The organism is Binatus sp. (SeqCode) (assembly GCF_036522015.1).
GTDB lineage: Bacteria > Desulfobacterota > Binatia > Binatales > Binataceae > Binatus.
This window is the reverse complement of record NZ_DATDGQ010000004.1, coordinates 1-23,741: the sequence shown is the minus strand read 5'-3', so window position 1 is coordinate 23,741 and position 23,741 is coordinate 1. Positions and strand designations below refer to the sequence as shown.

Genomic DNA, 23,741 nt, shown 5'->3' with positions numbered 1-23,741 from the left:
CAGGAACCTCCGGCGCGGGCGCGACCGTTCGCCGCAGTTCTGCGCTATGCTCGCGCTTGACTACGTCGCTTTCGACCGGCGACTTGAGCGCGCTCGGGCGCGGCCGCGCGGGACGAATCGTGCGCGGCTGTTGCGATTCATTCTCGGCGCCTTCCGGAGCCACTTTGCGCACTTTCGCAGGCACCGGATCCGCGTTGAACACGTGGCCGCATCGCGAGCACTTGAAGGTCGGTGTATCGTCGGGCAGGACCCGCTCATCGATCCGATAACGGGTGTGGCAACTGGTGCATTGAATTTCGATCATTCCACCGCCTCGCATCCCGCGGAAAAAATTATCACACCGCCGGGGGCCGCGCATCTGCGGAGCGTCGTGCGATGCGGATAGCGCTGCTGACCCGTCGTTTCGATCGCGCAGGGGGCGGCACCGAGCGCGATTTGATCGTTACTGCGAATTGCCTGCGCGCGGCGGGACATGAAATCACGATCTTCGCGGACGAGATCCGCGGCGCAACCGGTAACTGGGATGTTCATCGCGTCGGCGCCGGCCCGCGGCTTGGACGCGCGCTGTCCCTGATGCGATTCGCATGGACTGCCGCGCCCGCAGCCCGCCGCGCCGGTTCCGACCTGGTGTTGAGCTTCGCGCGATGCGTCGGCGCGGACGTGATGCGCTCCGGCGGCGGTGCGCATGCCAGCTACCTCCGCGCGGCGCGAAAATGGCGCGGCGCGCTCGGCACAACCGCGATGCGTCTGAGTCCGTACCATTGGGTTCAGATACTCGTCGAGCGCCAGGCCTTCCGCAGTGCGAGCCTGAAGCGGGTGATCGCGGTGTCAAATTTCGTCCGCGACGATCTGATTCGTGAATTCGGCCTCGCGCCTGAGAAAACGATGACGATCTACAACGGCGTCGATCTCGATCGCTTCCGGCCCGCCACCGATCCGGACGAGCGCGCTGCCATCCGTCAGAAGTTTATCGTGCCGGCCAGCGCCCGCGTGGTCGCTTTCGTCGGCAACGGCTTCGCGCGCAAAGGACTGGGATTCCTCATCGAAGCGTGGCCGCTGGTCGCAGGCGGCGCGTTCCTGCTGGTGGTGGGCGCCGATCGACAGACTGAAAAATTCGCGCGTCGCGCTCGCGCACTCAATGTAGGCGGGCGAGTAGTGTTCACCGGCCCGCAACCCAACGTCGAGGCGATCTTCCATGCGGCGGACGCATTTGCGATGCCGTCGCTGTTCGAGCCGTTCGGCAACGTCGTGATGGAAGCGATGGCCAGCGGATTGACCGCGATGACCAGCGCCTTCTCGGGTGCCGCGGAAGTCATCCCACCCTCGATGCGCGGGTTCCGAGTCGAGAACCCCGACGACGTAGGCGAAGTTGCTCTCCGGCTCGGCGCCCTGTTCGACGCCCCCGCAAGTCTCGCCACCGAGGCGCGCGCGACCGCCGAAAAATTCACCTGGACGCGCTACGCGAAGGAATTGACCGCGCTGATCGAATCGATAGGGTAGGGTGCGCGGCGCAAATGCACTTTATTTAACGTGAAACCCGCGGTGGGTTTCACGCTTCCTTGGGCAGGGGTGACCCCTGCACCCAGTGAAAAGTGAAAAGTGAAAAGTACTAATCGCAAAATGGCGAGGACGCCATTTTGCTCTCAGGTTCTTTTTCCAGTCGCCTTCTTCTTGTGTCATCCCGGGCGAAGCCGATGGCCCCCGGATCTTTCTCGACGCCAGCCGACGCACCCCCAATCACGGATCAACTGCGGTGTGCGAGACTCGAGCAGCAAGCCACCATGAGCGCGCGTTCACCCGCCCAAACCGTCGAACATTCCGCGCGCGATTGCGAGCCTGCGTTCTTCGCGTGCGATTCGCAGGATGCCGGCGCGCGTAAGCTGCGCAACTCGCAGCCGCGTTATCGCGATCGCGTTTTTTAGAATCACGTCCGCCGCGGAATGCTTCTCGTGCAGCATCCGGCATCGACCGCGTTCGCGCGCGATTCTGATGTACCGTTCGCGATTCGCACGCGACGGATCGACTTCGTGATAGACCAGCGCCTTGGGCGCGTATCCGATTCGAAAGCCGGCGCGCCGGAGCCGCTGTGACATCTCGGTTTCTTCCTCGTGGCCACACGCACCTGGCCCGAGACGCTCGTCGAATGGACCCACTTGCTTGATCGCGTCCGCACGAAAGGCCATGTTCGCGCCGAGCACTCCGCGGACTTCGATCACTTCATCGCCGTGATCGGCGATCGGCAGGTCAAGATACGGCGCCATCGGCCCAACTTTCGTTTCTGGATCTTCGGCGGCGAGGATTCGCCCCTTCATCGCGGCGAACTCGCGACGCGTGTCGAAAAATTGCTCGACCGCATCGAGGTAGCCCGGCGCGACAACCAGGTCGTCGTCGAGAAACACCAGGACCTCTCCCGAAGCTTGTGCGATTGCGCGATTCTGGATGCGGCATTTTCCCGCGCGAGGTTCGTGCAGACGCTTCAGCGGCGGCGCTTCGAGCGCAAGCCGCATCGGCGCCGGCGTTCCATTTTCCGCGATGATTAGTTCGCGCGAGCCGGTGGCTAGTTCCGGCGCGAGACTCTCGATCAGTCGCGGCAGCGAGTCGGGACGGTTGTGAGTCGCGATGATGACCGAGGTCTTCAACTGCCTTTGATCTTAGGTTCCTGAATCTTGCGAAATCGCATGATGATATTTTCATCCATCAGCAGGCTCGCGCTGGTCATGAACCCAAACAGCTCGCGATTTATTTTGCGCTGCTCCGGATCGTTCACGCGACCGTAGAGCATCCATGAGAACCCCGCGATGAAGGGCCACAGTACGGGCGTTAGGATTCGCGATCGCAGCTTGCGCCGGCTGCGTCCGATCGCGTCCATCCGCAGTCCCGCGCCCCATGCGATCCAGTGCAGGTCGTTGAGGCCCATCACATGCCAATTGCGCCCGTCTGCGACGCGATACTTGTACGCCAGCGGCGCGCGCCGCCCCTTGTAGTAGCCGCTCAGCAGGTAATGTATCCGCGAGCTGACGTTAAGACGATTCGGCGTCGTGACGATCGCGACCGCGCCGGGACGCATTACCCGCGCGATTTCGCCGAGCATGTGCGGGATGTCGGCGAGATGCTCGATCACTTCGAGCATCATCACCAGGTCGAAGCTCTCGGTGCTGAACGGGAGATCATTGTCGAGGTTGACGGCGATCCAGCCGGGCTTGCGCGTGCGATACTCGGTCGAAACGACGCGCCATCCGCGCTCCGCAAGCAACCGGCTCGAAAGACCGTCGCCCGCACTCAAGTCCAGCGCGAGCGACGACACCCCCGGCGCCGGCGCCAGCGCTACAGCGCCGCGAACCCGTTCACTCATCGTAACCGCAGATTGTGTGTTACCGGCACTCCGTGCTCAAGACGTCGGCGCGAGCCGCGCTCGCCTGCGTTGCACTAAGCTGTGCTTGTTTGCGATATTCGCAAGGCATGAAAAAGCTGGCAAGGCTGATACTCAGAGCCTCGGCGATGCCGGTGCTGGCCTTGGTTCTCATGGGCGTTGGTGGACAATTCATCGGTCGCGCAACCGGGCTCAGAATTCAAAACTACATTCCGCCAAACCTCACCCCTTCAGTCGAAATCGTGTGCGTGGTGGTTCAAGAGAACCAAGCTTCAGATTTGTTCCAACTCCCTGGATAGCCGCCCATTTTTTTAAAAGAAGCCAACTCTGATTGGCGGGTTCGGAATGACGCCAGCATCGCGCGAAAATCGAATCCCGTCTTGAATTGGAATCATCAGCCAGTTAAACCGTATACTCTTGGCCTCGCTCGCGAGAGTGGCGGAATGGCAGACGCGCAAGGCTCAGGACCTTGTGAGCGCAAGCTCGTAGGGGTTCAAGTCCCCTCTCTCGCACCAATTTGATTGCGCCGTGGCCCTGCAACTCAGTATGGCGTGGGGATGGCGGTAGTCGAATCCTTGTTGCCGGTGTGTTCGGGACCGTGGCACTTCGCGACGTCGGCTTCGCTGGCGCCCAGATTAGAGGCGATCTCAGCGTCGGAGCGACCCCCCTGCTGCTGCAGCTTCACGGCGTTGCAATCGACATGGTCGGTGGACAACGAGCTGCAACCTGACACGCCCGCGAAAATCAAAGTTCCAAGCACGGCTGCAATCCCCAGTTTACGAAAAGCATCAACCATGAACTATCCCTCCGGCGTCGAATACCTGTCCCTAAATCCGAGCATGCGCACGATATTATTAACCGATCGGTATTTACAAGCTCCGGATTGGGCGGACGCGTTAGCCTCGGCGCATCGTGCTTGAGAGGCGACCGGCATGACAATATGATTTGAGCGAAGGGCGCATCGCGCCCTTTTTTCGACGGAGCGCCGTTGGTGGATTTGCCCAAAACATTCGATTCCAAATCCGCTGAGGAACGATGGTTTCAGCTGTGGATCGACCTCGGCTACTTCAAAGCCGATCCCGCGCGCCCGGGCAAAGTCTTCTCGGTCGTAATCCCGCCGCCCAACGTCACCGGCCAACTCCATCTCGGCCACGCCCTCAACGTCTCGCTGCAGGACATCATCGTTCGCACGCGCCGGATGCAGGGTTACAACACGCTGTGGCTGCCAGGCACCGACCATGCCGGAATCGCCACGCAGAACGCCGTCGAGAAAGATCTCGCGAAAGAGGGCAAGGACCGTCATCAGCTCGGCCGCGACGCGTTCGTCGATCGAGTCTGGGAATGGCGCGAGACTTACGGCGACCGAATCCTGAATCAGTTGCGCCGCCTCGGCGCGTCATGCGATTGGAGCCGCGAGCGCTTCACGCTGGACGCGGGCCTTTCGCAGGCAGTCACCAAGGTCTTCGTCGATCTCTACAGTAAAGGCCTCATCTATCGGGCGAAGCGGCTCATTAACTGGTGTCCGCGATGCGAGACGGCGCTTTCTGATCTCGAAGTCGATCACAAAGAAGTCACTGGCAGCCTCTGGCATATACGGTATCCATTTGCGGAGGGCAGCGGTGCGATCACCATAGCGACGACCCGTCCTGAAACGATGCTGGCCGACACCGGCGTTGCCGTAAATATGGACGACGATCGCTACAGGTCGCTGGTTCACAAGGATGGCCGCCCGATTCGTACGACTATTCGTCTTCCGCTGGTTGGTCGCGAGATTCCGCTTTTCGGCAGCGAGTTCGTCGATCGCAGTTTTGGAACTGGCGCGCTAAAAGTCACGCCCGCGCACGACGCGCTCGACTTCATTCTCGGCCAGACGGAAAATCTCGAGTTCATTTCGATTTTTGACGGCAGAGGGCGGATCAACGAGTACGGCGGTGCGTATCGCGGTCTGTCCCGAGAAGAAGCACGCAAGCAAATCGTCAAAGACCTCGAAGTCGCGGGGCTGCTCGAGAAGATCGAGCCCTACAGGCACTCGGTAGGCGTGTGCTCGCGATGCGATACCGTCGTAGAGCCGATGCTCTCCGAACAGTGGTTTCTGCGGATGCGCGAGATGGCCGACCGAGCTATCAAAGCAGTGAAAGATGGCGATACGACCTTTCATCCCAAGCGCTGGGAGAACGTATTTTTCAACTGGCTCGAAAACATCCACGACTGGTGTATCTCGCGTCAGCTTTGGTGGGGCCATCGGATTCCCGCCTACCGATGCGTCCGATGCGACCATCTGATCGTCGCAGCCGAGCGGCCGTCGCGATGCCCCGAGTGCGACGGCTCCGACATCGTGCAGGACGACGACGTGCTCGACACCTGGTTCAGCTCGGGCCTATGGCCGATGTCCACGCTCGGATGGCCGGAGGACACCCCCGACTTCGCGCGATACTACCCGACCAGCCTGCTGCTGACCGGCTTCGATATAATTTTTTTCTGGGTCGCGCGCATGATGATGTTCGGCCTGGAGTTCACCGACAAAGTCCCATTCAAGGACGTGTACATCACGCCGCTGGTGCGCGACGAACTCGGCAAGAAGATGACCAAGTCGAAGGGCAACGTCGTTGACCCGCTCGACTTGATGAACCAGTACGGCGCCGACGCGGTCCGCTTCACGCTGGCGCAGTTGGCTGCGCAAGGCCGCGACGTGATCCTCTCGCACGACAGATTCGCCGCCGCGCGCGCCTTCGCCAACAAAATCTGGAACGCCGCCCGCTTCGTCATGATGAATCTCGAAGGCGCGCCGCAACCTTTGCCGAAAATAGAAATCGCGAGCCTCGGTTTGGCCGAGCGATGGATCCTGTCGCGCCTGGACGACACGATTCGCGAAGTCAGCGACTCGATCGACGCCTACGAATTCAACGTCGCCGCGATGAAGCTGTACCAATTCATCTGGCACGAGTTCTGTGACTGGTACATCGAGCTATCAAAGGAGCCACTAAAAGCCGGCGGCGAGCCTCAAGCTGGCGCGCGATGGGTGCTAATCAACGTATTCGACAAGATGCTGCGCCTGCTGCACCCATTCATGCCATTCGTGTCAGAAGAAATCTGGCAGGTGATTCGCCCGTATATCGATGAACCAAATCTCGCAGCGCATCTGCCGATCGCGAAGTATCCGGAACCGTCGGCAAGGAATCCGCTGTCGGCAGCGGAAGAGCTCGCGATGAATCATTGCATCGAGGCAACCGAAGCGATCAACTCGCTGCGCTCGCTGCTCGGATGGCATCCGGGCCAGCGCGTCACCGCAACAATCAAAGCGGGGGATGTTAAAGAGCTAGAGATGTGGCGGCCGTATGCGATGACGCTCGCGAAAGTCGAAGCGTTGAACGTCGATGCATCAGGAGATCGCGCAGTCTTCGCGCATCTTGCGTGGGCGGACGTCGGCGTCGATGCGCCTGACGGTTATGACTTCCAGGTCGCGCGTCAGAAATTACAGAAGCAGCTCGACGAGGTCGGCAAACATGCCGCTCAGCATGAAGCACGGCTGAGCGACGAACGCTTCATGAGCAAAGCCGACCCCGAAACGCGTGTCGAAGTCGCGCAACGATTTGAAGGCCTCCAAGCCCAGCGAAAGCTGCTCAGCGAACAGCTACGTCAACTGGAAGAACGCGCATGAGCCATCGCTTCAACTCTTTGCTGTCGTCTGATTCTTGTGTCATCCCGAGCGTAGCCGAGGGACCCCGGATCTTTCTCGACGCTGGCCGACGCACCCCAACCACGGTTACCTCGCTTCGTTGAATTCCTCACATGGAACTCTTCAAGCAATTCGATCCCACCGATCTCATCAAGCGCGCGCTGGCTGAGGATGTCGGGCAGGGCGATATCACCACTGCCGCGACAGTTGCGCCTGGCGCGATGGGCCGTGCGCGGATCACTGTCAAAGAACCGCGTATGATTCTCGCCGGCGGCGTCCTCATTGAGCCCGTGATGCGTCAGGCTGGCGCCGAGCCGCAAAATATCAAGCTCGCGCCTGAGGGCGCTGAACTGAAGGCGGGCGCAGTGCTCGCGGAAATCGAAGGTAAGCTTGCGGGATTGCTCATCGGCGAACGCACTGCGCTCAACTTTGTGCAGCTGCTCTCCGGAATCGCGACCACGACGCGCGCGTTCGTCGATGCGGTCGCGGGAACTCGCGCGAAGATTATCGACACGCGCAAGACTCATCCTGGCCTGCGCGTCGTCGAGAAATACGCGGTCCGCGTCGGCGGTGGGCATAACCATCGCCTTGGCCTCGACAGCGGCGTGCTGATCAAGGAAAACCACATAGCGGCGGCGCGGACGGTGACGAAAGCGATCGAGGGTGCCCGTCGAATCGCGCCGCATACGCTCAAAATCGAAATCGAATGCGAGACCCTCGCGCAAGTTCAAGAAGCACTTAAAGCCGGCGCCGACGCGATCCTGCTCGACAACATGACGCTCGACGACATTCGCAAAGCGCGCGCGCTCGCGGGATCTAAAGTTCAGCTTGATGTTTCGGGCGGCGTGACGCTCGACACTGTTCGCGCAATCGCGGAGGCGGGCGCCGACTTAATCTCCGTCGGTGCGCTGACCCATTCGGCGCGATTCCTGGATATCAGCATGAGAATTGACGCGGTTTGAATTAGCGGACCTCGGTGGACCTACACGCCGGGAGGGCCTTTCCTGAAAAAGAATCCTTATCTTGCTATTGAACGAGGCGCGCCGGGCCGGATCGGCTGGCGAATTCATTATTTCGACGAGATTGACTCCACCCAGGAAGCCGCGCGCGAGCTGGCTGCGGGCGGCGCCGATCAGGGCACGTTGGTTATTGCCGAGCGTCAGACCGCGGGGCGGGGCAGGATGGGCCGGACGTGGCATTCGCCATCCGGCGTCAACCTCTACACCACGATAATCCTCCGCCCGCCGATTCCGCTCGCCGACGTTCCCCGCATGAGCCTGGTCGCGGGGATCGCGGCGGCCGAGGCCCTCGAGCGCGAGGCTCCCGGAATCGTCGCGCTCAAATGGCCCAACGACCTGTGGCTCCGCGGACGCAAGGCCGGCGGTATCATCGCCGAGGCTGTGACCGACGCGCGCCAGAATCTCGACTGTGTGCTGCTCGGCATCGGCCTCAACATCAATCTCGCCGCCGACGACATCCCACCCGACCTGCGCGACAAGGCTACCTCGATGCGTATCGCGACCGGCCACGCATGCGACCGGATTGCGATCGCCGACTCGCTTTTTAATCTGCTCGACTCTCGCTATATGGAAACCCTGACCCGCGGCTTCGATGCGGTTCGCCCGGCCTGGGAACGTTTCTCGGCGCTGACCGGCCGGCGGATCGCGATCGTGGACGGCGACCGGCGTCAATCGGGAGTCGTGAAAGGAATCGACGCGACGGGTGCACTGCTGCTAGACATCGGAGACCGGCTCGAGAGAATCGTCGCCGGTGAGGTGAGCGTGGAGGGAGCGTACGAGTAGCAATATGTGATCAACGCAATATAACTGCATCGATCGGGGCGCGGCGCTCTGAATTCGGCGCTGGTCCCGGCGGGCAAGCTGAGAGGTGATCTCCATGGCTGTGGAGGAAATCGGACGGCTTAGGACAATCGCAATCGTAGGCCAGGGCGGAACCGGCAAGACGCAGGCCGCGGATGCGATGCTCTACACTGCGGGCGCGACGCCAAGGTTGGGAAAGCCCGACGACGGCTCGGCCGCGATGGACTTCGAGCCCGAAGAAACCAAGCATCACATTTCGATCAGTTCCTCGTTCAATCATCTCAACTGGAAAAAGACCGAAGTAATTTTCGCAGACACTCCCGGCTACACCGCCTTTCTGCCAGAGACGCTCACCACCCTGCGCGCGGTGGATGGCGTCGTAATGCTGATAAGTCCCGGCGCGGATACCAAAGTCGAATCAGAAAAGATCTGGACGGCGACCGAAAGTCTCAAGCTGCCGCGGATCGCATTCGTCTCGCGGCTCGATCGCGAACGCACCAGCTTCGACGCCGCGATGAAGGATCTTGAAAAGGTCCTTGGCGCACGCGCCGTCGCGTTGACGATCCCGATTGGCGAGGAGCTCGGCTTCAAGGGCGTCGTTGACGTGCTCGCGATGAAGGCGCTGACCTACGCCGATACCAGCGGCAAATTCAAGGAAGAGGAACTATCCGCCGATCTGAAGACTCAGGCGGAAACTGCACGCACCGCGCTGTTCGAGGCCGTCGCCGAGACTGACGACACGCTGCTCGAAAAGTATCTCGACCAGGGCACTCTGGACGATGCCGAAGTTCGCGCTGCCCTGCACGCGGCTGTCGTCGAGCGCAAGATCACGCCGGTGTTCTGCGGCTCGGGCGCAAAGAATATCGGCATCGGCCCGCTGCTCGACGCCGTCACGACCTACCTGCCCGCGCCCAACGAACGCCCGCCGGTGGAGTGCCAGAATCCGACGACCGGCGAGCCCGTGAGCCGTCCGGCAGATCCGGCCGCGCCGTTCGCCGCGCTGGTATTCAAGACGATAATCGATCCGTTCGCAGGCAAGCTGTCGATTTTCCGCATAGTCTCGGGCCACGCTCAGACCGATGCGGCGGTGTACAACTCGACGCGCGAAACAAAGGAGCGTTTCGGCCAGTTGCTGCGGCTCGAAGGCAAGAAGCAGTCGCCGATCGCCAGCGCGATCGCCGGCGAAATCGTTGCCGTCGCCAAGCTGAAAGACACTACCACCGGCGACACTCTATGCGATGAGAAAGCGCCGGTACTCGTGATGCCGCCGCTGACGCGTCCCAATGGTGTCATCTCTTTCGCGATTCGTCCCAAGACCAAGGGCGACGAGGAGAAATCATCGTCCGCGCTGCAGAAACTGATCGAGGAAGACCTCGCGCTCGAGATGCATCGCGATCCGCAAACCCACGACATCATCCTGTCGGGCACCGGCCAGATGCATATCGAAATCACGGTCGAGAAGTTGCGCCGAAAATTCAACGTGGACGTCGAGTTGCAAGCGCCCAAGGTCCCGTACAAGGAAACGGTCAAGGGACGCGCCGAAGCGCAAGGCAAGTACAAGCGTCAGTCGGGCGGCCGCGGGCAATACGGCGATTGCTGGCTGAAGATCGAGCCGATGCCGCGAGGCAAGGGCTTCGAGTTCGTCGACAACATCGTCGGCGGCGTCATTCCACGCAATTTCATTCCGTCGGTCGAGAAGGGCGTGCGCAACACTCTGCCCGACGGATTCCTGGCCGGCTATCCGATGGTGGACGTGCGGGTCACCGTGTTCGACGGCAGCTATCACGACGTCGATTCGTCGGACATGGCGTTTCAGATCGCCGCCTCGATGGGCTTCAAGGCGTGTCTGGAAAAGGCCCGGCCGATCATCCTCGAGCCGATCGTCGCGATCGAAGTCGCGTGTCCCGATGAATGCATGGGCGACGTGATTGGCGATCTGAACTCGCGCCGCGGCAAAGTCCTCGGCATGGACAGCAAGGGCAATGGCCAGGTGATCAAGGCGCAGGTACCGATGTCCGAGGTGCTGAAGTACGCGCCTGATCTGCGCTCGATTACGTCGGGCCGCGGCTCCTTCGAGCAACACTTTTCGCACTACGAGGAGGCGCCCGCGCCGGTCGCTGAAAAGATCATCAAGGAGACGCTCGCGGCGCGCGAGGCCGCCGGCGTCAAATCGCACGCCCACGCGCACGCATAAGGGCGGCGTAGGGCAGGACGGCCTTGTATTGCAAGGGCCGTCCGTCTTGTACAATCGGGCCTGAGCAAGCACTGCGATGGCGCCGATAGGAAAAACCCTGGTCTTCGCCGGTATCGCGATCATCGTCGTGGGACTGATGCTGTGGGGATTCTCGTCGGTGCCTTACGTCGGCAAGCTGCCCGGCGACATCTACGTCCGTCGCGGCAACTTCACCTTCTACTTTCCGATCGCCACCAGCATTCTAATCAGCATCATTGCCACGATAGTCTTTTCGCTGATGAGGCGTTGACCAATTGGCTGCGGAAAAGAATGTAAGCGCGCATCGGCTCGCAGAGCGCAAGCGGCGCCGCCGTGAACTGATCGCGGTCGGCGTGGCCGGCGCGACGCTCGTCGCATTCGTGCTCGCGCAGACCGAGCTGCCACCGCTGACGCGTCACACCTCGCTGGTCTCGAACCTCGCCGTCATTTCGCTCTTCAACCTGAGTTTCCTGCTGCTCGGCTTGATGCTCTTCCTGGTCGGACGCAATCTTGCCAAGGTCATCTTCGAGCGCCGCCGCGGACTCATCGGCTCGAAGTTCCAGGTCCGGCTGGTCGCGGGCTTCATCGCCGTCGCGCTGATCCCAAGCGCGTTTCTGCTCTATGTGTCGGGCGTCTTCCTGCACGCCGACATCAACAGCTGGTTCAATCCCGAGTATGAGCAGATTCTCAATGACTCGCTCGAAATCGCGAAGACCTACTACCTGAACTCGGCCAACAACGCGTCGCATTTCGCGCGCGTGCTGGCTGAGGAGATATCGGCGCAAGGCCTGCTCGCACCGCAAAAACGCGACGAGCTCAAGTCCTTCATCGCCAAGCGCCAACAGGAGTACAACCTCGGGACGATCGAGGTGTTCTCCGCCGATCGCAAACTGCTGCTCCTCGACATCAGCCCCAAGACCCCCACCGGCATCGGCGCATCGCCTGATTCGCCGATCATCTCGCAGACGCTGAAGGGGCAGGCGCTTACGCGCACCGACCGCCTTGGCAATGCCGACGTGATCCGCGGCTCCGCGCCGATTTACGTCTCGAGCGAGACCGACAACGTGCTCGGCGCAGTGCTGGTCGATTACTATTTGCCGCAAAGCCTCGCGACGCGCGCGACCAACATCTCGCGCGTCTCCGAAGATTATTTTCAGTTGCGAATTCTTCGCCAGCCGATCATGAACAGCTACCTGCTAACCCTGGTGCTGATCGGGTTGGTGGTCGTGACGCTGGCGAGCTGGTTCGGCATATTTCTCTCGCGCGGAATCACCGGCCCGATCAAGCTGCTCGCGCGCGGCACGCAGGCGATCGCCGCCGGCGATCTCAATTTCCGCATTCCCGCCGTCGGCGACGACGAAATCGGGCAGCTCGTCGATTCCTTCAACCAGATGACCGCCGATTTGCGCTCGTCCGCCGCCGAACTCGAGCGCCGCCGCCAGTACACCGAGACTCTGCTGCGCAACGTCTCGGCCGGCGTCGTCGGTCTCGATCACGACGGCGTCGTTACTACCATCAATCCATGCGCCGAGCGCCTGCTCGATCTGAGCGCCGCCGACGTCATCGGTCGCAACTACCAGGGCGCATTTCCTCCCGCGCTGGCCCGCGTGCTCGACGACGTTTTCGCCTTCGCCACGCGTCCGCGCGAAGCCCGCTCGACGGTCAAGCTTGAAGTCGCGGGCAGCGAAACCGAGCTGATGATGACGGCGAGCCCGCTCGGCGACACCCCCGACGAGCCGGCCGGAACGGTGCTGTTCTTCGAGGACGTCAGTCAGATCGCGAAGGTCGAGCGCATGGAAGCGTGGCGCGAAGTTGCGCGCCGAATCGCGCACGAGATCAAAAATCCGCTGACTCCCATCCAGCTCTCAGCCGAACGTCTCCGCCGTCAGCTCGGCGCGCGTCCGGGAATCGAATCCGCGCTGGTCGAGGAATGCACCAAAACGATCATCGGCGAAGTCGAGGATCTCAAGCGTCTGGTGAATGAGTTCTCGGCCTTCGCGCGGATGCCGCATCTGAATCCGGTCCCCGGCGACATCAACGCGCTCGCAAGCGAGACCGTCGCGAATTTCCGCGGGGCTCATCCCAACGTTGAGTTTGTGCTCGCGCTCGATCCCGCGATTCCGCTCTTCCCGATCGATCGCGACGCGATGAAACGCGCGCTCGTCAATCTGCTCGACAACGCCGTCGCCGCCGTGACCGCGGTCAGTCACAATGGCGCCGGCCCGCACATCGAGGTGCGCAGTCACCGGCTTTCCGACAAGTCACTGGTGACTCTCGAAGTCGCCGACAACGGTCCCGGCATCGATCCGCGCCTGCGTATCCGGATTTTCGAGCCGTACTACTCGGGCAAAAAAGGCGGCACCGGCCTCGGCCTCGCGATTGTCTCCGCGGTCGTCACCGATCATCACGGCTTCGTGCGGGTGACCGACAACCGGCCGCGCGGAAGTAGATTTGTGCTCGAATTTCCTGTTAAACTACAGCAATTCGCAAAGGCAACCGGCTGATTGCGATCCTTTACCGCGCCGCAACCTTAGGCGTGCTTCCCGGAGAAAATCTGACGTGAATGAGACCGTGCTGGTGGTGGATGATGAGGAGCGGATTCGGTCGTCGTTGCGTGGAATTCTGGGCGACGAAGGCTTTCGGGTCGTCGACACCGGCAACGCGCCCGGCGTGATGGATCTGATTGCGCGCGAGAGTCCCGCGATCGTTCTGCTCGACGTCTGGATGCCCGAAATGGACGGCATCGAGTTGCTGCGCCGGATCAAATCCGAGCAGCCGCGCGTGCCTGTGATCATGATCTCCGGCCACGCCAATATCCAGAGCGCGGTCGCTGCCACCAAGCTCGGCGCCGCCGACTTCATTCAGAAGCCGTTCTCGGTAAGTGGATTGCTCGCCTCGATCGCTCGTGCGCTCGAGGGCGATTCCGCCGGTCCCGATCCATCCAGCGCGCGCGGGATGAGCGCCGAAGTCCGCGCCGCGGGCCGCAAGGCAATTCGCGCCGGAGCGATTCCTCAACGCACTGTCGCACGCTCGATCGTGATGGGCGGGCAGGGGCTTCACACCGGCCTCAAGACCGGCGTCATCCTTCATCCCGCCCCGGCAGGATTCGGAATCGTGTTCACCTCGCTCGCCGACGAGACCGCCATCCCCGTCCGCTTCGAGAACGTCACCGACACCGGCTACAACACCACGCTCACCAGCGGCGGCCGCTCGGTCCGCACGGTTGAGCATTTGCTGTCGGCGCTTCACGCGTTCGGAATCACCAACCTGCTCATCAAGACTGACGACGAAGTTCCCGCCCTCGACGGCTCGGCGCTCGAATTTTGCAAACAACTCGCCGAAGCGGGACTCACCGGGCAGGACGCGACCGTCGAACCAATCCTCATCAAGCACCAGATCATTATCGGTGAGGAAGGCGAGGGCCTCGAATTTATAAAGGCCGAGCCCGCCGATCATCTGATCATCGACTACACGCTTGACTACCCCAAGCCGATCGGAATCCAGCAGGTGCACTTCGAGCTTACCTCGCCCGACGCCTATACGCGTGACATAGCGCCGGCGCGCACCTTTGGTTTCGTGCGCGAGTTCCGACAGATGGCGCAGCTCGGTCTGGCCGGCGGCGCCCGCATCGACAACGCGATCCTCGTCGACGACGACAAGGTGGTGAACACTACGCTGCGCTTTCCCGACGAATTCGCGCGCCATAAGGTCCTCGACTTAATCGGCGACCTCTACCTGCTAGGCCGCCCCTTGCACGCCCGCATCACCGCGTCAAAGACCGGCCACTCCGACAACCTGGCGCTAGTGAAAGCAATCCACGCGTCCCTCTCCTGAGAATTCAGGTTCCCCATTTCGCGCGGTGAGAAGTTATTCTTGAATCCGGTTCCCCTTCCACCAGGGGAAGGGGTTAGGGGTTAGGTTCCTAAGCCGCAAGCGCTAGTCTCTTCTCACCATGGACCTGAAAAACAAAGTCGCACTTGTAACCGGCGCCGGCCGCCGCATCGGCCGCGCGATTTCTCTGGCTCTCGCGGCTCACGGCGCGTCGATCGCAGTCCACTATCGCACCTCGCAAGCCGAGGCCGACGCAGTAGCCACAGAGATCGGCGCCAACGGTGGCAACGCTCGAACCTTCCGAGCCAACCTCGAGCACGTCGCCGAAATCCAGCAGATGGTCGCCGAAGTCCTCGACGCCTTCGGCCGCGTCGACATCCTTATCAACTCCGCCTCAGTCTTCGCGCCCACTCCGCTCATCGAAATCACCGAGCGCGACTGGGACGCGAACTTCGACACCAACCTGAAGGCGCCATTCTTCCTGTCGAAGTTCGTATCCGCTGCGATGCGGAAGCAGGGCGCCGGAAAAATCATAAACCTCGGCGACTGGGCCGGCATCCGCCCCTACAAGGACTACTTGCCATACTCAGTCTCAAAAAGCGGCTTGATAGGATTGACCAAAGCTCTCGCCAAGGAGCTGGCGCCCCAAGTGCAGGTCAACTGCATCGCGCTAGGCATGGTGATCCCGCCCGAGCACTACACCAGCGAAGAGGTAGAGCGCCTCGTGAGCCGCACGCTGACAAAAAAAATCGGCACGCCTGAAGACGTAGCCCGCGCCATAGTCTTCTTCTGCGAGACCGACTTCGCTACCGGCGCCGTGCTGACCCTCGAAGGCGGCCGCCTGCTTTCTTAATGCTGGGTGCAGAGCTTGTCCTGAGCGAAGCCGAAGGAGGTCACCCCTGCCCAAGGAAGCGCGAAACCCACGGTGGGTTTCACATTAAATTAAGTCCCTTTCGCGTCTGCGCTCTCGCCAGGCGCCTTCTTGAACTCGATCTTCGCTGCCTTCGCGATCTTCTTCAGCAACGCCTTGACCACCGCGTCTTGATTCTCATCAAGGATGAACATCGCAATCTTCGCCTTCACTTCCGGCAGTGGCGAGATCGTCTCCCCGCGCCGTGCGACCACCTTGATAAAGCTGAACCCCAGATTCGACTCGACGATTTGCGTCAACTGCCCGACCGGCGTCGCAAACACTACTTTGTCCACCACCGGCGGCAACTGCCCCGGCCGAAAATAACCGAGGTCGCCGCCCTTTGCCGCCGACTCCGTGTCCTCCGAGTTCTGTTTCGCGAGCGCGGCGAAGTCCTTGCTCTTCTGCGCTTCTTTGTAAATTTTGATTATCTTTTCCGCGCCCGCTTTCTTCTGCGCATCAGTCGCGTTCGGTGGAAGCTTCACCGCGATATGCGCGAGTTCGACCTCGCCGGGATCCTTCACGAACAGATCGCGATGCTCCTCGTAGTACTTCTGAATCTGCGCGTCGGTGGGCTGCACATGATGCGCTCGGAATTCGTCGTCGAGCATCTTCTCGATCTCCATCGACCCGCGCACCGCATTCATCAGTTGCGCATCCGGCGCGCCGGTCTGCGGCGCCGTCTGGCTTCCCGCACCGCCAATCTGGAACTCGCGCGCACGCTGCGCCACTTCGGGGTCGGTGACCGTGCTCTTTCGCCTCGCGGCCTCCTGCAGCAGCAATTGCCGGTTGATTAAATTTTCAGTCGCATCTCGAAACACCGCCTTCGATTCTTCGGTGCTGGTCGCGTTGATCATTTGCGCTTCGGTCTTGGCGTAGTCGGTAATTTCCGCCGCCGTAATCGGAGCGCCGTTGACCGTGACCACGACCGGGTCTTTCGGGTCGGGCTTGACCAGCGGAATGATGCCGAGAAAGCGTTGTTGCCAATTGAGGCCCGACTGACCCAGTTGCGCGCGCACCGGGTAAGCGGTTGCAACCGCGACCGCAATCGCGACAATCAAGCATGCAATCGGCTTCAGGCTAATGCGCATCAATTCAAAACCCCCAGCGACGTACTCGATCAACCCACGGCGTACACTCGGCTACGCCTCGGCGTCAAGGCAGTTTGGAGACCCGCGATGGCGCAACTGCGCACGGTGAGCATGATTTTCGCGATAATCGCGAGCGTCGTCGCGCTGGCCGCAGGCTTCATCCTGTTCTTCGTGATCGAGCCGCCATTCCTCGCCTCGATTTTCCTCGCCTCCGCCTCAATCGCCATCGGATGCTTTATCCTCACGGGAATCGCCGCCTACTTCATGCCCTGACTTTCTTCCCCTCTCCCTTTAGGGGAGAGGATGAAGGTGAGGATCCGCTTACAGCGCGCGATTGTTTCGCGCGCGGTTCAAGATTCCGCCTCTGCTCCCCGCCGCGGCACCATCGCAGCACCATATGCCGTCACGCAAGGCGGCCCCGGCGCAAAGTAGTGCGCAATCTCCGCCGTATCACCCCGCATGAAAATCAAGCTCGACGACCGCGTCCCATAGTTGTCGAGATGCAAGCAAAGTGCATTAGGCCGTCCCGATCGCGAATCAAGCTGCGTATTATGATCGGCCAGCAACGATCCAAGCGCAGCGCGATGCGCAATCGGATCGCGCTGAAAATCCTCGCGCTCGCCGAGCTCCGCAAATTTCCCGTACGACGCACTGATCTTCGGACACTCGAAATCATTCAAATCGAGATTAGATAGCAGATGCAGCCCGGGCTTGATCTCGACGACTTCGATCGACGCCCCGCGGTTGTACGCAACGAATGCTGCCGTCCGCGACACGATCAACAAATTGAACGGATTGTAATCTGACCCGCGCTCCCGCGACGCGAACTCAGCCGCTTCGCGGACGGTCCGCCGCCGCAACGCATCGAGGCACAGCAGCCCGCGCGATCGCGCATCGGGATTGCCGCCATTCTCCGCGCGTCGATTCAACAACCCGGCGACAATCCCTTGCTCACTAATCCCAAGCCAGGTTCCACCGGCTTTGAGATCTTTTCCGCCGACAACATGCGGCTGCTCGAGCAGGACAGTAGGGTCGCCCGCCGGACGCTCAAGGAACTCATCACGATTAGCCGCAATCACCACCGGACAATCGCGCGTAGCCCGAAAATAAATCGCCAGCGTACACATCCAACAAAATCTGACAGCCAACAAGGTACCCGCACAACCCCCGTTCAAAAAATACTAAGGTGCAGGGGTTACCCCTGCCCAAGGAAGTGTGAAACCCAGGCGGGTTTCACTATTCGTGTTTCGTTCTCCTGAACTAAAGGACGTTTCACGTGAAACATTTTCGCGAATTCCTCAACAGGCGCGCGCCCAATTCGACCACTCGACCCTCAAATGACAGCCATTGCGTGCGCGCGATCCTCAGCCACGCGACTTTGATAGAATCGTTCCGTGTTCGCATCTGAGCGATTCGACGTGATCGTCATCGGCGCGGGCGTCGTCGGCAGCTCGGTTGCGATGGGCCTCGCCGAGCACGGCCTGAAAACCCTCGCCGTCGATATCGATCTCAGCGGACGCCTCAGCTCCAGTGAAAAAAACGCGGGCGGCGCGCGTGCCACCTGGTGGCAGCGGGTCAACATCGCGCTATGTCGCGCGTCGATCGAGTACTACCAGCGCGTGCGCGACGAGGTCGGGTTCCGCCAGAAGGGTTACCTCTGGCTTTACGACAAGGACACCTTCGCACGTGCGCTTGAACATATCCCGCTCCAGCGCGAACTCGGCCATCCGATCGAAGCGCTGACACCCGCCGAGGTCAGTCGCCGGGTGCCCGAGATCGACAAGCTCGACGGGATTGCGGGCGCAACGTTCTCGCCCGCCGACGGGCTCATCAACCCGAACCTGCTCAAGGAGCACTATCGCGCCCGCGCGCTGAAACTCGGCGCCCAGTTTCTCGATTGCACCTACGTCGTCGCGCTCGACGCCGGCGCTTCAGGCGTGCGCCTTCAATGCTGGCAGTCGGACCAGCCGCATACCGACGAAGGCCTCGTGCGCATGATGACGCAGGACGGCCCCGGCGAAGCCGAGACCGGCCGCGTCTTCGAGCTGAATTCCGATTCGATCGTAATCGCGGGCGGTGCGTGGTCGCCGACCGCGATGAAACTGCTCAACCTCCGCAACTGGACGCAGCCGATTCGCCGCCAGGTCTGTATCGTGGACAATCGCGAAACAAACCTTTCGAATTACGGCATGATCGTGGACACCTCGGGCGTGTACTTTCACAACGAGGGCCCGCACATCCTCGCCGGCTATTCGCCGCCCGGCGAGCCGCCGGGTTATCATTTCAATTACGACGGCGAGCCGTTCTTCCTGAACGAAATCTGGCCGCGGATGTTCGCGCGGATGTCCGCGATGGAACGTCTGCGCCACGTCACCGGATGGGCCGGGCTGTACGAAGTCAGTCCCGACCGCAGCGCGATTGTCGGCCGCGCCGACCCAACAAAACCCGTGTACGAGGCGCATTCATTCAGCGGCCGCGGCGTGATGCAATCCTACGGCGCCGGCCAGGCCCTCGCCGACCTGATCGCCAACGGCAAGTACAGCACGTTCGACGCCTCCGCACTGTCGCGCGACCGCTTCGACCGCAACGAGCAAGTCTGGGAAGAGCTCCACATCTGAACTGACTGCCGACCGCACGCCGGTTCTACAGTGGGTTTCCTCACCTTAACTCGGCGTGATATTTAATCTAATTCGCGCGGGGCTTGCCCCTTCAGCTTCGCTGTCGAGGAGGATGGATGTTTTCATCGATCGAGGACGTAGTCGAGCGATTCGCCAAAAACAACTATATCGCCAGCCGGCGAATCGCGACCGTTATCTACCTGGCGAGTGAGATGCGCAAGCCCATCCTGGTCGAAGGCCCCGCCGGCGTCGGCAAGACCGACCTGGCCAAGGTGCTCGCGGCGTCGCTCGGCTTCGACATGATCCGCCTCCAGTGTTACGAGGGCCTCGACGAGGGCAAGGCGCTCTACGAATGGGAGTACGCCAAGCAGCTCCTCTACACGCAAATCCTCAAGGACAAAATCAGCGAGGTGCTGGTCGGCGCCAAGGGCCTCACCGAGGCGGTCGATCGAATCGCCGCGCAGGACGAAGTATTTTTCTCCGAGCGCTTCGTGCTCCCGCGCCCGCTGCTCAAAGCTATCTCGAGCCCTGAGCCGTCGGTGCTGCTGATCGACGAGATCGACAAGGCCGACGCCGAGTTCGAAGCGTTCCTGCTAGAGTTGCTGTCCGATTTCCAGGTCACCGTGCCCGAGCTCGGCACGCTCAAGGCCAAGCACATCCCGCTGGTGGTGCTGACTTCGAACAACGCGCGCGAAATGTCCGACGCGCTGAAGCGCCGATGTCTGCATCTCTACATCGATTTTCCCGATCGCGCGCAGGAACTTGCGATCGTCAAGCTCAAAGTCCCCGAAGCCGCAGTCAAGCTGGCCGAAGAAGTCGTCACCGTCGTGCAATCGCTGCGCAAACTCGATCTCAAGAAAACCCCCGGCATCAGCGAGACGCTCGATTGGGTCAAGGCGCTGACACTGCTCAACGTGAACAGCCTCGACCAGGAACTCGTGACCGAGACGCTCGACACGATCGTCAAGTACGAGGGCGACGTGCGCAAAGCTCAGGAAGAGCTCAAGGACTACGTGCGCCGCGTGCGCGCGCGTCGCGGCACCGAAGCCGGCAGCGACAAGGATCTTCTCAATTGACCATGAGCAGGTCTGAACGGTTGGCAGGGTAGGGCACCACGACATCATGCAAGAGAAGCTCGTAGAATTTGCGAATCTGCTGCGCGAGAACGGCGTGCGCGTCTCGCTGGCCGAGACCCTCGACGCCTTTAGCGCCTCCGAAGTTACGGGGCTCGCCGAACGCGACGCCTTCCGCGCCGCGCTGCGGGCCACGATGGTCAAGCGGGCGAGTGAATTGCCCGTGTTCGAGGAACTGTTCGACATCTACTTCTCCGGCCTCGGCGAGATTATCAAGCAGGCGAGCCAGGCCGTGCAGAACGCGCTCTCGATGTCCGATCAGGAATTCCAGAAGTTCCTCGACGAAGTCGAGAAGATGCTCAAGAAAGAGGGCAAGAATCTTTCCGAGCTCGCCAAGCAACTACTGCAGAACAATTCGGGCGAGATGGAGCGCAAAATCCGCGAAGCCTCGCGCGCCGTCAAGCTGCAAGGGATCGAGCGCACCATCGAGGAAAATTATTTCGCGCGCGCACTCGCCCGCCAGCTCGGGCTCGACAAAATCGAAGCCGAGATCAAGGAGCTGCGCGAGCAGCTCGAGAAGATGGATATCGGCTCCGAGCTCAAAGCAAAAATGGAAGAGTACCTCGAGCGCCGGCTCAAGGCGCTCGACGATATCATCCGGCGTTACGTCCGGATGGAGCGCGAGAAGCGCGACATCAAGCAGAAGGAAGATCAGCGCCTCAACCAGATTGGCGAGAAAAGTTTTTACTACCTCACCGAAGAAGAACTGAAAAAAATGAACGAGGCGGTCACCCGCCTCGCGCAACGCCTGAAGAACGTGATCACGGTGCGGCGCAAGCGCTCGAAGAAGGGCCGTTTCGATATCAAGCGCACGCTGCGCCAGAACCTGACCTACGGCGGTGTGCCGTTCAAGCTGCGTTTCGAGAAGCGCAAGAAAGAGAAGCCGCAGGTCGTGATCCTGTGCGACGTTTCCGATTCGGTGCGCAATGCGTCGCGATTCATGCTGCAGTTCGTGTACTCGCTGCAGGATCTCTACTCGCGCGTGCGCAGTTTTATTTTTGTCGCCGACATCGGCGAGGTGACCGAATGCTTCCGCAACAACGACGCCAAGGAAGCGCTCGACGTCGCACTCAAGGGCGATATTATCAACGTGTACGCGCACTCTAATTTCGGCTACGCGTTTCGCAACTTCGTCACCGATCATTTGGGCGCGGTGAACAAGCGCACGACCGTGATCGTGCTCGGCGACGCGCGCAACAACTACAATCTTCCGCACGATTGGTGTTTGCGTGAAATCCGCCAGCGCGCGAAAAGAGTGATCTGGCTTAATCCTGAAAGCCGCAACACGTGGGGCTTTGGCGACAGCGAAATGGATCGCTACGCCCCGCACTGCGATCTGGTGGAAGAGTGCCGCAATCTCAACCAGCTTTACCGCGTCGTCGATCGCTTGGTCGCAAGCTGACGGAGTCGATCTTCGCGGCTACGCAGCTTGTTCGGTTGACCACACGGCGTCTTTGGGCCAAGATATTTTCATCGAATAGCGAGCGGGATTTCGATCCGAAACCGCGCGCGCTCGATGGGAAAAGATTGATGAGCCCCGCTATGGCCGGTCACAGGGAAGACTTCATTTTGATGATCGTGGGCGGGATTACGCTCGACCCTTCCACCAAGATGCCGATCGTCGTCCTGAAAGATCCCGACAACAAGCTCAACCTGCACATCTGGATCGGTCCGCTCGAAGCCACCGCGATGGCCACCGAGCTCGAAGGAATCAAGCCGCAACGCCCGATGACGCATGACCTGCTGCGCAACCTGATGACCGAGTTCGGCGCGACGGTCGAGTCGGCCGAAATCACCGAGCTGCGCGAGAATACCTACTTCGCGCGAATCCAGGTGAAGACGCGCGACGGCAAGGCGCTCGAAATAGATTCGCGCCCGAGCGACGCGATCGCGCTGGCGTTGCGCACCAAGTCGCCGATTTACGTCGCCAAGAAAGTGCTCGAGGCGTCGAGCGAGCTCCACGAATCCCAGGGTGAACCGCAGACTTCCGATCAGAACCTCGCCGGTGTCTCGCGCGACAAGTGGTCCGAGATCCTCGAGCGAATGTCGCCCGAAGATTTCAAATACAAGATGTAGGGCGCGTGCGCGCTAACTCTTCTGGTCCTCTGCCGGGCGGCGCCCGCGGGAGCATTTGATGCCGCCGACTAAGCATCGCCCAAAACTAACTCAAAAAGAACTCAAGGCGCCCGACGAATTCACGACCTTCGTCGACAGCGCGCGCGATTTCTTCGTCAACAACCTCACCCAGGTAATTGTCTCAGCCGCGGTCGTAGTGGTGGTCGGCGCGATTGTGATTGGCGTGTACTACTACGAGCGCAATCGCGACAGTATCGCGTCGACCAGGTTCTACGACGCGATCACCGCGCTCAACGCGGGCAAGAACAAGGATGCCGAAACGCAATTCAAGCAGCTGGCCGATGCGGAGCCGGGACGCCGCCTTGGGCGCCTCGCGCGCTTCTACCTAGCGAGCGCATACATCGCCGACGGCGATCTTTCCAACGCGCGCGATTCGCTGGTTGCGTTCCTGGCCGAGGAGCGCGACCCGTTGTTCCGCAGTCTTGCGCTGACCAACCTCGCAGTCGTTTATGAGCGAATGTCCGATTGGAAGAAAGCGGCTGGAGCTTATGAGCAGGCCGCCGCCGATCCGGGACCCGAGCAGGCGAGGGCGGAGCTCGGTGTCGCGCGGATGTTCGCGAAGGCGGGCGACAAGCAGGGCGCGATCGCCGCGTATCGCGCGTTCCTCAACGCCCATCCGTTCGCGCAACAGCGCCAGGACGTATTGGAATCGTTAGCACTGCTCGGCGCCCCCGCCGACATCGCGCCGCCGTCCTTGGGCGCATCGGCAGGACCGCAGCCCGTCGTCATTCATTAGTTCGGATCAGATTTTTGACTATTGAGGCGCGCGGTGGGTTATGATGCGCGGATGAATCAAGCCACCGCGCCCTGTAGAAACCAGCTCAGGATCATCGCGCGACGAGCGATGCTTCAACGCGGCCTGCTGCCCGACTTTTCCGCCGAGGTTGTGGCGGAGACAAGCTCGATTGCTAACGCGGCCGCCGCATCGGATCCAGCGCTGAAAG

At 61.1% G+C, this 23,741-nt stretch carries 22 protein-coding genes and 1 tRNA gene; 17 read left to right on the top strand and 6 right to left on the bottom strand.

Annotation, left to right across the window (positions count from 1 at the left end; translation table 11 throughout):
* A partial coding sequence (locus tag VIW95_RS00240) for a zinc-ribbon domain-containing protein (RefSeq protein ID WP_331582784.1) occupies window positions 1-304 on the bottom strand: 304 nt, incomplete at its 3' end.
* A gap of 71 nt (window positions 305-375) precedes the next feature.
* Here VIW95_RS00240 and VIW95_RS00235 point away from each other — a divergent pair.
* Complete coding sequence (locus VIW95_RS00235) at window positions 376-1,500, top strand: glycosyltransferase family 4 protein (RefSeq protein ID WP_331582782.1); 1,125 nt, start codon at window positions 376-378, stop codon at window positions 1,498-1,500.
* A 293-nt stretch (window positions 1,501-1,793) separates the two neighbouring features.
* On the opposite strand, the gene VIW95_RS00230 is transcribed toward VIW95_RS00235, so the two are convergent.
* Window positions 1,794-2,639 carry a glycosyltransferase family 2 protein gene (locus VIW95_RS00230; RefSeq protein WP_331582780.1) on the bottom strand — a complete coding sequence of 282 codons (846 nt, stop codon included), beginning with the start codon at window positions 2,637-2,639 and terminating at the stop codon, window positions 1,794-1,796.
* Window positions 2,636-3,352, bottom strand: coding sequence for a class I SAM-dependent methyltransferase (locus tag VIW95_RS00225; protein WP_331582778.1), 717 nt, complete (start codon window positions 3,350-3,352; stop codon window positions 2,636-2,638). The genes VIW95_RS00230 and VIW95_RS00225 overlap by 4 nt, the downstream gene beginning before the upstream one ends.
* A gap of 107 nt (window positions 3,353-3,459) precedes the next feature.
* Here VIW95_RS00225 and VIW95_RS00220 point away from each other — a divergent pair, with 107 nt between their 5' ends.
* Both VIW95_RS00220 and VIW95_RS00215 read left to right on the top strand, forming a co-directional pair.
* Window positions 3,460-3,669, top strand: coding sequence for a hypothetical protein (locus VIW95_RS00220; protein ID WP_331582775.1), 210 nt, complete (start codon window positions 3,460-3,462; stop codon window positions 3,667-3,669).
* A 130-nt stretch (window positions 3,670-3,799) separates the two neighbouring features.
* Window positions 3,800-3,885 (top strand) — tRNA-Leu (locus VIW95_RS00215).
* A 26-nt stretch (window positions 3,886-3,911) separates the two neighbouring features.
* Here the strand turns inward: VIW95_RS00215 and VIW95_RS00210 are convergent.
* Window positions 3,912-4,166, bottom strand: a complete 255-nt coding sequence (locus VIW95_RS00210; protein WP_331582773.1) for a hypothetical protein — start codon at window positions 4,164-4,166, stop codon at window positions 3,912-3,914.
* Between the two features lie 195 nt (window positions 4,167-4,361).
* On the opposite strand from VIW95_RS00210, the gene VIW95_RS00205 reads away from it, so the two are divergent.
* The 8 genes from VIW95_RS00205 to VIW95_RS00170 all read left to right on the top strand — a co-directional run bounded on the left by VIW95_RS00205 (window position 4,362) and on the right by VIW95_RS00170 (window position 15,762).
* Window positions 4,362-7,028 (top strand): valine--tRNA ligase, encoded by a 2,667-nt coding sequence (locus VIW95_RS00205; protein WP_331582771.1) that lies wholly within the window; start codon window positions 4,362-4,364, stop codon window positions 7,026-7,028.
* A gap of 131 nt (window positions 7,029-7,159) precedes the next feature.
* A complete protein-coding gene (gene nadC / locus VIW95_RS00200; RefSeq protein ID WP_331582768.1) occupies window positions 7,160-8,008 on the top strand; it encodes a carboxylating nicotinate-nucleotide diphosphorylase in 849 nt (282 codons plus the stop codon).
* Window positions 8,009-8,848 carry a biotin--[acetyl-CoA-carboxylase] ligase gene (locus VIW95_RS00195; protein WP_331582786.1) on the top strand — a complete coding sequence of 280 codons (840 nt, stop codon included), beginning with the start codon at window positions 8,009-8,011 and terminating at the stop codon, window positions 8,846-8,848. It abuts the gene before it with no gap.
* A gap of 94 nt (window positions 8,849-8,942) precedes the next feature.
* A complete protein-coding gene (fusA, locus tag VIW95_RS00190) occupies window positions 8,943-11,060 on the top strand; it encodes an elongation factor G (protein ID WP_331582766.1) in 2,118 nt (705 codons plus the stop codon).
* Window positions 11,061-11,136: 76 nt separating this feature from the next.
* Window positions 11,137-11,349, top strand: coding sequence for a DUF2905 domain-containing protein (locus VIW95_RS00185; RefSeq protein WP_331582764.1), 213 nt, complete (start codon window positions 11,137-11,139; stop codon window positions 11,347-11,349).
* A gap of 4 nt (window positions 11,350-11,353) precedes the next feature.
* Window positions 11,354-13,582 carry a sensor histidine kinase gene (locus VIW95_RS00180; protein WP_331582762.1) on the top strand — a complete coding sequence of 743 codons (2,229 nt, stop codon included), beginning with the start codon at window positions 11,354-11,356 and terminating at the stop codon, window positions 13,580-13,582.
* Between the two features lie 55 nt (window positions 13,583-13,637).
* Window positions 13,638-14,912 (top strand): UDP-3-O-acyl-N-acetylglucosamine deacetylase, encoded by a 1,275-nt coding sequence (gene lpxC, locus VIW95_RS00175; protein WP_331582760.1) that lies wholly within the window; start codon window positions 13,638-13,640, stop codon window positions 14,910-14,912.
* A gap of 118 nt (window positions 14,913-15,030) precedes the next feature.
* Entirely contained in the window at window positions 15,031-15,762 is a 732-nt protein-coding gene (locus VIW95_RS00170) for an SDR family NAD(P)-dependent oxidoreductase (RefSeq protein WP_331582758.1), read from the top strand.
* 89 nt (window positions 15,763-15,851) lie between these two features.
* Here VIW95_RS00170 and VIW95_RS00165 read toward each other — a convergent pair whose 3' ends face one another.
* A complete protein-coding gene (locus VIW95_RS00165; RefSeq protein WP_331582756.1) occupies window positions 15,852-16,910 on the bottom strand; it encodes a peptidylprolyl isomerase in 1,059 nt (352 codons plus the stop codon).
* Window positions 16,911-16,997: 87 nt separating this feature from the next.
* Here VIW95_RS00165 and VIW95_RS00160 point away from each other — a divergent pair, with 87 nt between their 5' ends.
* A complete protein-coding gene (locus tag VIW95_RS00160) occupies window positions 16,998-17,183 on the top strand; it encodes a hypothetical protein (RefSeq protein WP_331582754.1) in 186 nt (61 codons plus the stop codon).
* 77 nt (window positions 17,184-17,260) lie between these two features.
* Here the strand turns inward: VIW95_RS00160 and VIW95_RS00155 are convergent, their stop codons facing one another.
* Window positions 17,261-18,037, bottom strand: a complete 777-nt coding sequence (locus VIW95_RS00155) for an NRDE family protein (protein WP_331582752.1) — start codon at window positions 18,035-18,037, stop codon at window positions 17,261-17,263.
* Window positions 18,038-18,304: 267 nt separating this feature from the next.
* On the opposite strand from VIW95_RS00155, the gene VIW95_RS00150 reads away from it, so the two are divergent.
* The 5 genes from VIW95_RS00150 to VIW95_RS00130 all read left to right on the top strand — a co-directional run bounded on the left by VIW95_RS00150 (window position 18,305) and on the right by VIW95_RS00130 (window position 23,533).
* Entirely contained in the window at window positions 18,305-19,528 is a 1,224-nt protein-coding gene (locus VIW95_RS00150; RefSeq protein ID WP_331582750.1) for an FAD-binding oxidoreductase, read from the top strand.
* A gap of 116 nt (window positions 19,529-19,644) precedes the next feature.
* Window positions 19,645-20,604 carry a MoxR family ATPase gene (locus VIW95_RS00145; RefSeq protein WP_331582748.1) on the top strand — a complete coding sequence of 320 codons (960 nt, stop codon included), beginning with the start codon at window positions 19,645-19,647 and terminating at the stop codon, window positions 20,602-20,604.
* Between the two features lie 46 nt (window positions 20,605-20,650).
* Window positions 20,651-22,063, top strand: a complete 1,413-nt coding sequence (locus tag VIW95_RS00140; RefSeq protein ID WP_331582746.1) for a vWA domain-containing protein — start codon at window positions 20,651-20,653, stop codon at window positions 22,061-22,063.
* 128 nt (window positions 22,064-22,191) lie between these two features.
* Window positions 22,192-22,737: a bifunctional nuclease family protein gene (locus tag VIW95_RS00135; protein WP_331582743.1), complete on the top strand. Its 546-nt coding sequence runs from the start codon at window positions 22,192-22,194 to the stop codon at window positions 22,735-22,737.
* Between the two features lie 58 nt (window positions 22,738-22,795).
* A complete protein-coding gene (locus tag VIW95_RS00130) occupies window positions 22,796-23,533 on the top strand; it encodes a tetratricopeptide repeat protein (protein ID WP_331582741.1) in 738 nt (245 codons plus the stop codon).
* Window positions 23,534-23,741: the final 208 nt, after the last annotated feature.